This window comes from Pseudomonas sp. L13 (assembly GCF_009935965.1).
GTDB lineage: Bacteria > Pseudomonadota > Gammaproteobacteria > Pseudomonadales > Pseudomonadaceae > Aquipseudomonas > Aquipseudomonas lactis.
In genome coordinates, this window is record NZ_QODJ01000001.1 from 106601 (window position 1) to 118543 (window position 11943).

9 protein-coding genes and 2 pseudogenes are annotated in these 11943 nt (G+C 55.6%); 7 read left to right on the plus strand and 4 right to left on the minus strand.

The genetic code is table 11. The features are described from left to right. Positions 1-3: 3 nt before the first annotated feature. The 7 genes and pseudogenes from DK871_RS00500 (at position 4) to DK871_RS00530 (ending at position 8678) form a co-directional block, all read left to right on the plus strand. Positions 4-4374 carry an RHS repeat-associated core domain-containing protein gene (locus tag DK871_RS00500; RefSeq protein ID WP_161903639.1) on the plus strand — a complete coding sequence of 1457 codons (4371 nt, stop codon included), beginning with the start codon at positions 4-6 and terminating at the stop codon, positions 4372-4374. Continuing rightward, entirely contained in the window at positions 4371-4811 is a 441-nt protein-coding gene (locus DK871_RS00505; RefSeq protein WP_161903640.1) for a hypothetical protein, read from the plus strand. Before DK871_RS00500 ends, DK871_RS00505 begins: the two co-directional genes overlap by 4 nt. A 21-nt stretch (positions 4812-4832) precedes the next feature. Then, positions 4833-5812 (plus strand): annotated as a pseudogene (locus tag DK871_RS00510) (RHS repeat-associated core domain-containing protein); the annotation flags it as partial. After that, positions 5812-6402: a hypothetical protein gene (locus DK871_RS00515; RefSeq protein ID WP_060766385.1), complete on the plus strand. Its 591-nt coding sequence runs from the start codon at positions 5812-5814 to the stop codon at positions 6400-6402. The pseudogene DK871_RS00510 and the gene DK871_RS00515, both read left to right, overlap by 1 nt. A gap of 170 nt (positions 6403-6572) precedes the next feature. Beyond that, a pseudogene (locus DK871_RS00520) lies at positions 6573-7355 on the plus strand (RHS repeat-associated core domain-containing protein); the annotation flags it as partial. Then, positions 7355-8014, plus strand: coding sequence for a hypothetical protein (locus DK871_RS00525; RefSeq protein WP_161903641.1), 660 nt, complete (start codon positions 7355-7357; stop codon positions 8012-8014). The pseudogene DK871_RS00520 and the gene DK871_RS00525, both read left to right, overlap by 1 nt. A gap of 136 nt (positions 8015-8150) precedes the next feature. Continuing rightward, entirely contained in the window at positions 8151-8678 is a 528-nt protein-coding gene (locus DK871_RS00530) for a hypothetical protein (protein ID WP_178116016.1), read from the plus strand. A 67-nt stretch (positions 8679-8745) separates the two neighbouring features. Here DK871_RS00530 and DK871_RS28860 read toward each other — a convergent pair whose 3' ends face one another. The 4 genes from DK871_RS28860 to DK871_RS00550 all read right to left on the minus strand — a co-directional run bounded on the left by DK871_RS28860 (position 8746) and on the right by DK871_RS00550 (position 11825). Continuing rightward, the gene (locus DK871_RS28860) at positions 8746-9732 is read right to left on the minus strand and encodes a type III secretion effector protein (protein WP_256677352.1); all 987 of its coding nucleotides are present in this window, start codon (positions 9730-9732) and stop codon (positions 8746-8748) included. 274 nt (positions 9733-10006) lie between these two features. Beyond that, positions 10007-10282: an HU family DNA-binding protein gene (locus DK871_RS00540; protein ID WP_003195589.1), complete on the minus strand. Its 276-nt coding sequence runs from the start codon at positions 10280-10282 to the stop codon at positions 10007-10009. A 190-nt stretch (positions 10283-10472) separates the two neighbouring features. Next, positions 10473-11621: an NAD(P)/FAD-dependent oxidoreductase gene (locus DK871_RS00545; protein WP_003195591.1), complete on the minus strand. Its 1149-nt coding sequence runs from the start codon at positions 11619-11621 to the stop codon at positions 10473-10475. 36 nt (positions 11622-11657) lie between these two features. After that, positions 11658-11825, minus strand: coding sequence for a rubredoxin (locus DK871_RS00550; RefSeq protein WP_002555879.1), 168 nt, complete (start codon positions 11823-11825; stop codon positions 11658-11660). Positions 11826-11943: the final 118 nt, after the last annotated feature.

Below are 11943 nucleotides of genomic sequence, written 5' to 3' on the forward strand. Positions count from 1 at the left end.
TCCATGTCTGACGCTCTCTGGGCGGCACGCCTCGGCGACGGCCTGCTGCACACCTCGGCGATGGCCGACATCCTGGGCGGCGTGCTGGAAATTGCGGCCAACATCGCTATTACGGCCGTCGCCACGGCTGCGATTGTGGCCGCCACCGGTATTACGGTTGTAACCGGCGGGCTAGGCTGCTTTGTACTGGGCGCCGTGGTGGGCATCATCGTCGGCATTGGCATGAGCAAGACGGGGGCAGACAAGGGACTGACAAAAGTTTGTGACTGGATAGGCAATGCGTTATTCCCGCCGGTGGTGATGGCGACCATTGCCACCGGCTCACATAACACCTTCACCAACGGCATACCCGCTGCGCGTGCCGCAGGCGCAATCGGCCCGGTCAGCCCGCAACCTGCCGAAGGTGGCAATCCCGAGGAAGCCAGCTACCTGGACATGGCCAAGGGATTTTTCTCGCAGATGTGGCGCCCCACCGTGGCGGTTCCTGCGCCGGGCGCAGTCCCCAAACCGCTGGACATCGTCATCTGCACCAAGCATCCACCCATGCCACCGCAGTTTATTGCCGAAGGCTCCAGCAAGGTCACAATTAATGGTCAGCCGGCCGCCCGCAGCGGTGACCGAAGTACCTGCGACGCATCGATTGTCGAGTCGGGGATGATCTCCAGCAACGTGCGTATTGGCGGAAGCCCCGTGGTGGTGCGCGAGATCCGCAGCGGCAAGACACCCGGTGTCGGGCTGGCGGTGACCGCGCTGTTGATGCTGCGCGGTGGTGGCTCCAAGTTTTTCAGCAAGCTGCCGTGCATGGTCGTTGGTGGACTGGTGTCGTGGGGCACCAGCCAAGTGACCAATGCCATTACCTCCGCGGTAGCAGGCTCGCCTAACCCGGTACACAGCTCCACGGGCGCGAAAATTCTTGATGGGGAAGACGATCTGGACTTCGCCCTGCCCGGCCTGCTCCCTATCGAGTGGCAGCGCTACTACAGCAGCCGGGACGAGCGTCGCGACGGTCTGTTCGGTGCCAGCTGGAGCGTGATCTACGAGGTCTGCGTCGAGATCGGCGTACACCCCGAAGGTGGGGAACGGCTGGTCTATACCGATGAGCAAGCGCGACGGATCGACATGGGCGTGATCCCGCTGGGCGGTGCCGTATTCAGCGCAGGAGAAGGCTTGAGCGTACGGCGCAACACCAATGGCCAACTACTGATTGAAAGCGTTGATGGGCTCTATCGGCTATTCGAACCAACGCCAGGCAACGCCTCACACCTGCGTCTTAGCCAATTGGGGGATCGCAACGACAACCGCATCTTCCTTGACTATGACATTCAGGGTCGGCTGAGCCACTTACGAGATACGTTCGACCATGTGCGTGTCGAACTTGTTTACAGCCAGCAATGGCCTGCGCGAGTAGAGCAAGTCAAACGGCTATACCCCGATCACAGCCAAGAAACCCTTGTCAGTTACGGCTACGATGCTCGTGGCGACCTGGCCGAAGTTCGCAATCCCGACGCAAATGTGCAACGCCGCTTCACCTACGACAGCGGCCAGCGCATGGTCGAGCATCAGCTGCCCACCGGGCTGCGTTGTTACTACCAATGGGACTGTGTGGACGGCAGCGAATGGCGCGTGGTGCGGCACTGGACTGACGAAGGTGACGAGTACCGGTTCGACTATGATTTGCCGGGTGGCGTGACGCGCATTACTGATGGCTTGCAACGGGTCAGCACACGCCGCTGGAACCCGCAGTACCAGATAACCGAGTACACCGACAACCTGGGAAAAACCTGGCAGTTTGAATGGAATGACGAGCGTCAGCTGCTCAGCGCCACCGATCCACAAGGCGGCGAATGGCAGTTCGGCTACGACGAGTCCGGCAACCTGTGCAGCACCCGGGATCCGTTGGGGCGTATCGAATCGACGTTGTGGCTGGAGCATTGGTCGCTGCCGCTGGTGGAGACCGATGCAGCAGGCCACGCGTGGCAATATCAGTACGACCAGCGAGGCAATTGCGTCAGTGAAATCGACCCGTTGGGGCATGTCACACGGTATCGCTACGATACGTTTGGACAGGTGGTGGAGATCATCGATGCCACGGGCAAAAGCAAAACCCTGCGCTGGAATGAAACCGGACAGTTAATCCAGCATATCGACTGTTCGGGGTACCCCACAGCGTTCGAGTACGACCGCCAGGGTCATTTGCAGGTAGTCATCGACGCTTTGGGTGAGCGCCAGCGCTATCAACACGACAGCCAAGGCCGGTTGCTACAGAGCGAAATGCCGGACGGCCGCATCGAGCAGTACCTGCGCGATACCAGCGGTCTGTTGATCGGCTATACCGATGCCGCAGGTCACACCACCCGCTACCAGTACGGACGCCGCGGGCAAGTGCGCCAACGAATAGATGCCCATGGCCGGCAGATTGAGTTCCGCTACGACGCCTACGGACACCTCCAAACCCTGACCAATGAAAACGGTGAGAGCTACCGCTTTACCTGGGACCCGTGCGACCGTCTGGTAGAGCAACAAGATCTCGACGGCAGCGCCCGACGTTATGCCTACGACCTTCTGGATAACGTAGCCGCCGTTGAGTACGTGCCCACGGGGCAGACACCCGAGCCTTCAATTGTGCATCGACTCGAACGCGATGCAGTGGGCCGCTTGCTGTTGAAACAAACCGATGACGGTCGCACCGAATACGCCTACGACCCGTTGGACCAACTCACCGCTGTCACCTTCATCGGCACTGACGAAACCACCCAGGCACTGGCCTTCGCCTACGATGCGCACGGCCAATTGCTCATCGAACAAAGCGCCGCCGGCAGCCTGAACTACCACTACGATGAGCTCGGCAACCTGATCCAGACGCAGTTGCCCGACGGCCGTTGGCTCAACCGCCTGTACTACGGCAGCGGCCATCTGCACCAGGTCAACCTCGACGGGCGCGTCATCTGCGACTTCGAACGCGACCGCCTGCACCGTGAAGTCCTGCGTACCCAAGGCCAGATCACTACGCGCAGCGAATACGACCGCAGCGGCCGCCTGCGCTCACGGATACGCCGTCCCAACGGCCAGCCCACGCAACTGCCGGCCGCCCAGCAAAAACACTTTGACTATGACCCGGCCGATAACCTGATCGGCCGCCTGGAGCGTGACCGCGAAAACCGTCGGGATCAGCGCCAACTGCTCCACTACGACGCGACCGGGCGCGTTATCGCCAGCCAGGACAACGCTCAGGGCCAGCGAGAAACGTTTGCCTACGATGCCGCCGCCAACCTGCTGGACGCTCCGTCAGCCAGTGCGGGACTGGTGGTGCATAACAAGCTGTTGACCTATCAGGACAAACGCTATCGTTACGACGGTTTTGGCCGAATGATCGAAAAGCGCAGTGCCCTACGCGGCGTACAACTCTTTGCCTACGACGCAGAGCATCGCCTGATCGAAGTCCGTAGCCAGAAGGATGGACGCGAAACGGTCGTGAAAATGACCTATGACCCCCTCGGCCGGCGCATCGCTAAAACCGAACATGACAGCAACGGTTATCCGTTGGGTGAAACCCGCTTTGATTGGGAGGGGTTGCGCCTGCTGCAGGAGCATCGGCATAGCCAGACCAGCCTCTATCTCTATGAAGAAGACGGCTATGTACCGCTGGCTCGCGTGGACGGCACGGGCGAGCATCAAAGCGTGCGCTACTACCACAACGACCTGAATGGTTTGCCTGAGCAACTGACCGAAGCTGATGGGAAAACGGTGTGGCAGGCGCGCTATCAGGTGTGGGGGAACGCGGACGAAGAAGTGCGTGAAGCGTACTTTATCGAAGAGCAGAATTTGCGGTTCCAGGGGCAGTATCTGGATCGAGAGATTGGGCTGCACTACAACACGTTTCGGTTTTATGATCCGGATGTGGGGCGGTTTACGACGCCGGATCCGATTGGGTTGATGGGTGGGGTCAATCTTTACCAGTACGCGCCGAATCCTATCACGTGGATTGATTCCCTGGGCTGGGCACCGGCAAAACCGGGGGACGTTATAAATTACGGAAAAAGCGCGCCTGGTTTCGAAAAACATCACGGGATACTCGACGCGTGGTCCAAGCACAACATCAAGGACTACGTATCTCGAAACGGCCAGACGCCAACGGTTGTGATGACTGTAGATCAACACAATGCGACCAAGGAGGTTGCTAAAGACTGGGTCCAGAAGAAAACCGGGAAACGGGGCTTTAACGGTTTCGATTGGAAAAAGGTGTCGAAATTCGAAATACTCAGACTTTCCAATAAAATGTTTAAGGCCGCCGAAGCTAAAGGTTTCCCGAAGGCTTCACGCGGCTTGTACAACAAAGCAATGAAAAACTACCTGCGTAAGGGATGCGGAAGATGAGCCTGATTAAAATCGTTGATTTGATAGAGAATTCTGACTGCACGACAGCACCTTCTACTGGGTTGCCGAGTAATCCCATCCCCGATGACTTGGCCGATTTTTATAACCATTACAGCAGCGCTGTTTTCTATCCAAAGGCACAGTACAGCTTCACGATTCAGGCGCCAGAACTTGAACGTTCCGACTTTGTCGTTATGAACGAAGACTTGGAGGACCCAGACTCAGCTAACTGGTACGCGCTCGTTAAATGTGAGGACCAAATAATTTCAATTGACCTGAAACCCGGTCCGCAATTTGGCTACTGCTACGACTCGTTCTGGGACAGTTACCCGACCGCCGATGAGAGCACACTGATCGCAAAATCATTTACTGAGCTGATTGAGAAGATCATTAAATCCAGAGGTAAAAGTTTATTCTGGATACCAGGCCACACTTGATAGAGAGACCAGACTATATGACCCGACGGCCGTTGGCTCAACCGCCCGTACTACGGCAGCGGCCACCTGCACCAGATGAATCTCGACGGCCGCGTCATCTGCGACTTCGAACGCGACCGCCTGCACCGTGAAGTCCTGCGTATCCAAGGCCAGATCAATACGCGCAGCGAATACGACCGCAGCGGCCGCCTGCGCTCACAGATACGCCGTCCCAATGGCCACCCCACGCAACTGCCGGCCGCCGTCTGTTGCAGGAGCATCGGCATAGCCAGACCAGCCTCTATCTCTATGAAGAAGACGGCTATGTACCGCTGGCTCGAGTGGACGGCACAGGTGAGCATCAAAGCGTGCGCTACTACCACAACGACCTGAATGGATTGCCTGAGCAACTGACCGAAGCTGATGGGAAAACGGTGTGGCAGGCGCGCTATCAGGTGTGGGGGAATGCAGACGAAGAAGTGCGTGAAGCGTACTTTATCGAAGAGCAGAATTTGCGGTTCCAGGGGCAGTATCTGGATCGGGAGATTGGGCTGCACTACAACACGTTTCGGTTTTATGATCCGGATGTGGGGCGGTTTACGACGCCGGATCCGATTGGGTTGATGGGTGGATTCAATCTTTACCAGTACGCGCCGAATCCCATTGGTTGGATTGACCCGTGGGGTTGGAGTTGTGTCCAGTTCAAACGCTGGAAAAGAGGCCAAGCCATAGACAAGCCCCTGCCCAGCGGTAAAGCTCCCGCATGGGATGTGGTAAGAAATCGATACTGGAAAAATCGCTATGAGGCTTCAAAAGCCTCAGGTGAGTTCAGCCCCGCCAACATGAGCCGTATGAAGCGCGGCTCTGCGCCGCTGGACGCAAACGGAAATTGGATGGAGTTGCATCATCACAACCCTCAACGTAATGGTGGTGTAGATGTGAACAACCCTCGAAACCTACGCGAAGTCACTCGGGAACAGCACGCCGCGCTTGATGAATTTAGACATTTAGGAACCAAATAATGACAGCTATAGAAATCATCAAGCAATTCGTCGAAGGGGCAATTTCGCCTAAAGCATTTGAAGAAAAAATATACGCAGACCCGGCAGTCGAAGCATTGCTCAGGAGTGAGAACAACCTCCCTGCTTATGTTACGGAACCTGATCTCTACACCTACACAATCAGTCAGAACTATCAGAACTTAGAATCTATCTACAACGTTCAGACACTTCTATCTACTGTTCTTTCCAAGAAAAACATCACCCACACGGTGGAAAAAAAGTACGAAAACCTATTCAACCTAACGCTAAAAGTTCAGCCAAAATGGCTGTCGCTACCATCGGACTATCTGTCCAAGCTGGTCGAAGAGCGAAAAAATCTCAGTTCTAAAGAGTTGCAGGCCTGGCTGAAGGAAAAAATAAAAATTGATTTTCGGTACTTGAAAGTCCCACCGAAATGGCTTCAAAGCCCCGCATGGCCAATGGTGGATGGGAAGCCTATGGTTTTCCTGGGCCAGCTCGACATAAGCGAGCTTAGCCACGACAACGCTCAGGCTTATCTGTTTTTTGATGAAGGAAAACAGAGCTTTTATACCGTCACCCAAGCTTGCTGAGCTATGTTACTGCACCAGCCCTTGCTAAATATTCGCTTTGCTAACAGAGCTCTGTAGCTAATTAATCAGACACAATTGCCCGGCGGCCGTTGGTTCAACTGCCTGTACTACGGCAGCGGCCGGCTGCGCTCACGGATACGCCGTCCCAATGGCCAGCCCACGCAACTGCCGGGCGCCGCCTGCTGCAGGAGCATCGGCATAGCCAGACCAGCCTCTATCTCTATGAATAAGACGGCTATGTACCGCTGGCTCGCGTGGACGGCACAGGCGAGCATCAAAGCGTGCGCTACTACCACAACGACCTGAATGGTTTGCCTGAGCAACTGACCGAAGCTGATGGGAAAACGGTATGGCAGGCGCGCTATCAGGTGTGGGGGAATGCGGACGAAGAAGTGCGTGAGGCGTACTTTATCGAAGAGCAGAATTTGCGGTTCCAGGGGCAGTATCTGGATCGGGAGATTGGGCTGCACTACAACACGTTTCGGTTTTATGATCCGGATGTGGGGCGGTTTACGACGCCGGATCCGATTGGGTTAGCGGGAGGCAGCAATCTTTACCAATACGCTCCTAACCCGACGGGTTGGATAGACCCCTGGGGCTGGGCCTGTTCCTCAGCACAAAGGAGGCAGAATAAAGTCAACGGTAAAGCCGCTGAAAACCTGGTGCATCAGAAGCTATTAAATAATCCCAAAGTGACCGTGCTCGGTACGCAGGTTTATGTCAAAACTCCAGGTGCAGGGAGAGGCCGCTACGTAGACATTTTGATAAAAAATAACAAAACAGGGAAAGTCGTCGCAATTGAGGTCAAGTCAGGTGGTGCTGTACGGTCTAAAGCCCAGCTTGCAAAAGACAAAATCATCGCCGATGGGAAAGGCATATTTGGTAATTCTGGAAAGAGCACAAAAGGCGTAACCGTTAGCGAAGCCAGGGTCCCACTATGGAGGTTGCCGTAATGACTGAGACTGTAAAAGATATATTGAAGTTACTGACCTCATTCTTAGCAGAACCCTTTGCGAAACATGGGTACGCGCTAAAAAAAGGCAGAATTTTTGAAACGAATGGCGAGCGTGGTCGAGTTCGTCGCTACACGATAAATCTATCCAAGAGTAAGGGATGGTTTTCTCTCCACTTGACGCTTCAGATAGTGGACCCAGTGCTGATGACGTGCGTGAACAACGTCCTTAATAAAGCACTCCGAGACGAACGGTTTGAATATCCGGAAAACTGGTCCCAGTCTATTATCGAGAAGACTATTAAAACCCGGACTTCCAACCATGTTGTCGCCGAACTGACGGACTGGCGACCACTAAAAAACCCCGGCGAAACGCTTGAGAACTTCAATGAGCGTTTGTCAATATGGTTGTATTCATTTGACAGCCTGGATGAAAAACCTGACTGGAAAGAGCAGTTGCTGACCAGTATTGGATTAGCCAAATGTTGGTTTGACGAAGCAGATTCGGAAGACTGGATTCGCACCAACACTGATTATCCTGCTCTTTATTTGCTATATAACGAAGGTCTAAATCAGAAACTTGAAGACAAATACAAAGCTGTGCTGAGGTCCTCTGAAGACCCAAATGAAGTGGAACTGTTTTACCTGCATCTGTCTTGATAGCCAGGACAACACCCAAGGTCAACGGGAACCTTCATCTACGATGCCGAGCATCGCTTGATCGAAATCCATAGCGAGACGCGCTCTGCCACGTCATTCGCCAAACGAAAAGGTTGTTTCTAAAGGATCACCGGCTATGGGTATCAATCAAATTATCCTCTCAGAGCAAGACCATAACCTTGGGCAAATAGGCGGAGGTGCGTGGCTTACAGACCTTGAGCTGTGGCCTAAAGATCCGCAAACCGGTCAGCTTATGCTGCCGGTTATTACGATGACCTCAACGTTCTTGGACGTCCCATTCATACCCTCCGGGATGGCGCTTACGGTGTTCGTCTCCGTTGAGCGAACTGACGAAGCGTACACACGATCGTCTGTACGAAAGTTGACTGTCCATCAACAAAGCGAGATGGAAAAGCTTCAACGTGGCCATAGCCAGGTTCTGCTTCACGCGCTGGCGACTTCCGAACTCACACCCGCTGCGTTGGTTGATCCAACTGCGCGAACGTATATTGGCCAGCAACCGTTCACTCCCGAACAAATGGAGGAAGAATTGGAAGACGTGGACAGTGGAGCGGGTATCAGCAAGGCCCTTGGGCGCCCCGCATGGTTGCAAGACCCATCTGATAGGCGCCCCCCAAAGCTTGTTCATTACGGAGTGCAATAAAGTGGACAACTTATTTAGTCAAATCGATCAAATAAATTCGCCCACCTTAACCCTGCACATATAAAGCTTAGTCAGCTTCTGTTTCGCTCTGCTTTAGTGTCACCAATGTTTTAATCATCTTATTCATCGATGCGTAGCGCTTTTCAACATTTTCCATACGCGACTTATCAGTCGGCGGCTCCGATGACTCAAGCGCCGCATACGGCGTGTAGATAAGGCCGTAGCGCTTAGCGAGTTCTGGCATTTGGCTTTCTATCGCGTCCATCCGCTTTTCAAGGTTGGCCAAACGTCCCTGTGTATCCGTTGGCGCGTCGGGGCTAGCTACTACAGCCTTCGCGTCTGGGCCTTCGTTGATGAAAAGAATGCTGTTGGTCAGAGACTCCGTGTTTATTTCTGCGCCCGTAAGGCGCGCCTGTATTTTTTGCTCATCTGTCGCGGCAGGGTCTACAGTTCCCGTGGTGCCATCTGGTTTCTTTACTTCTGCCCCAGGCATCTGTGCCTGTGCTGCAACCCTTTCTTCCAGAGCTTTGGACACGAAATGCTGCCCCACGGTAAAACCGCTGGTTACCAAATTACTAGTACCTGAAGTTAGAAGCGCATTACGTATGATAATCGCAGCCGACGGCGAAACCGGCGGAAAGGCGTTGTTCTGTTGCAAGCCGGCAATGTCATTTCCAGTGTTACGCGCCGCCCCAGGACCGTTCGACCCTCCCGGTGGCTTTGGCCTCGGCCCCCTAGGCGTAGTAGGTTTAGGTGCTGAAGGACCCGGTTTGGGGGTACTCGGTTTTGGCTTGCTGGGCGCGGGAGGCTTAGGTTTTGGAGGCTTGGGTTTGACGTTGATTCTTGGCGCGCCAAATCTTCCCGCAGCACGCTTACTCCGATTAACGAGTTCTTCAGGGCTTGCTTGAGGATATTGAGTGTCCACATTCCCGTGGCTGTAGTTTGAACTATCTGCCGCTGTGTGCGCATTATTCGAAGCTGATGGAACATTCGCCTCCACTTTTTTCTCTTGGGGTAACAGGGGAGATGGAATAAAAGGTTGATCAATTTTCATACACATACCTCTAGACTGAGTTAGAGCCGCTCCCTGCTGTCTCGCGCTATATGTGTGTTCTCGTACAGATGTAGTTCCACAGCGAAGTAGAAAACGAAAATCATAGAACAGTGGTCAAACAGTCACTACTGGATTTAGTTATACCCCTGCAAGAGGCAACTACTGTTATTGCACCGGGAATGCCTCTAACGCCCAACAAAAATGGGCACCCGACCCCGTCGGCGTGCCCATCTTCTTTACCGCCCCGCCTCCCTTCGAGACGGCACCGCTTAACTTACGGGTTGACGCTGTCTTTGAGCGACTTGCCCGGCTTGAACGCTACGGTATTGCTCGCCTTGATTTTCACTGGCTCACCGGTTTGCGGGTTTTTGCCGGTGCGGGCGCCACGGTGGCGTTGCAGGAAAGTGCCGAAGCCGACCAGGGTGACGCTGTCTTTGCGGTGCAGGGCACCGGTGATTTCTTCGAGGACGGCGTTGAGGACGCGGTTGGCCTGTTCTTTGGTGAGATCGGCTTTTTCAGCGATGGCGGCTGCGAGATCTGGTTTACGCATATGTGAAGCCTCTTTGACGGTTTTTTGTTGTTATGTCCGTGCTGCTCTCTGGTGGAGCAGCGCCAAGGCGCCGCAGGCTCTACTCTGCGGCAGACGGGAGTGAGGATGGCATGCCCTCGGGCGCCGCGCCAGTCTCGCGGCGGCCTTTCTCGGGGTATGAACGTGATGTTTGCGACAGAACGGGCGGTGTTTACGCCAGCAGCGGCGGAAGTTCTTTGTTCAGCGCCAGTTTTTCCATGACAGCGCTGCCGGTCAGTGCATAACCCAGCAGGCGGCCGCTGGCGTCGCGGCACAGGGCCTTGATGTCGGCGCCCTGCCCTTCGACGCTCCACACGCCTTCGGTGCCCCGTGGCGCAGGGGACACCACCAGCGGGCACACCGGGGTTTTCACGGTGATGGGCATCGGCCCATAGCTCACCGCCGTGGCATTGCCAGCCAGGGTTTGCGCCAGGGCGCGGGCGCAACTCATCAGCGGCATCACGTACAACAGGTTCAGGCCATCGACCTCGGCGCAGTCGCCCAGGGCATAGATATTGGCATGGGAGGTCTTGAGATGGCGGTCCACCATGATCCCGCGGTTGATTTGCAGGCCGGCCGCTGCGGCCAGGTCTACACGCGGGCGTAGGCCAATGGCAGACACCACCAGGTCACAGTGGATCACTTCGCCGTCCGACAGGTGCGCTTCAAGGCCATCAGCCGTGCGTTGCAGGCGATTGAGCACGGGGCCCAGGTGGAAGCGCGCGCCGATGCCTTCCAGCCCGGCTTGCACCGCTGCGGCTGCCGCCGGGTGCAGCAGGGTCGGCATGACTTGCTCACACGGCGCGACCAGGTCGATTTCATAGCCGCCCAGAATCAGATCATTGGCAAACTCACAACCGATCAGGCCGGCGCCGAGCAGCAGCACGCGTCGTTTACCCGCAGCGGCGGCACGAAAGCGCGCGTAGTCTTCCAGGTCGTTGATCGGGAAAATCAGCTCAGCCGCATCGCCTTCGACCGGTACGCGAACGGTTTCTGCGCCCCAGGCCAGGACCAGGTCGCGGTAGGTCACTGCTTCCTCGCCGATCCACAGGCGCTTGTGGCCTGGGTCGATGCCGCTGATACGGGTATGGGTGCGCACCTGGGCCTTGAGTTGCTCGGCCATGGCGCCAGGTTCGGCCATGCTCAGGCCATCGGCCTCCTTGTTCTTGCCAAAGCCGGTGGAGAGCATGGGCTTGGAGTAGGAGCGTCCGTCATCGGCAGTGATCAGCAGCAACGGGGTCTCGCTGTCGAGCTTGCGAAACTCCCGGGCGACGTTGTAACCGGCCAATCCTGTGCCGATGATCACGACAGGTGCGTTCATTCCTTTCTCCTTGTAGTACGTTTCTTAATTCGTTGATTAGCCGATTTCGATCATTTCGAAATCCATTTTGCCCACGCCGCAGTCCGGGCACAGCCAGTCTTCCGGGACGTCCTGCCACAGAGTGCCTGGTGCAATACCGTCATCCGGCCAGCCGTCCGCTTCGTTGTAGATAAGGCCACAGACGATACATTGCCACTTCTTCATTACATGCTTCCTCAGGTTCAGGCGTGTTGGCCGACGGTCGATGGATCCAGCGTTGCCGCGCGGCTCAGGGCGTTTTGTACTGATCGGGGCCGGCAGATGCAAGCACGTTCGACGCAAA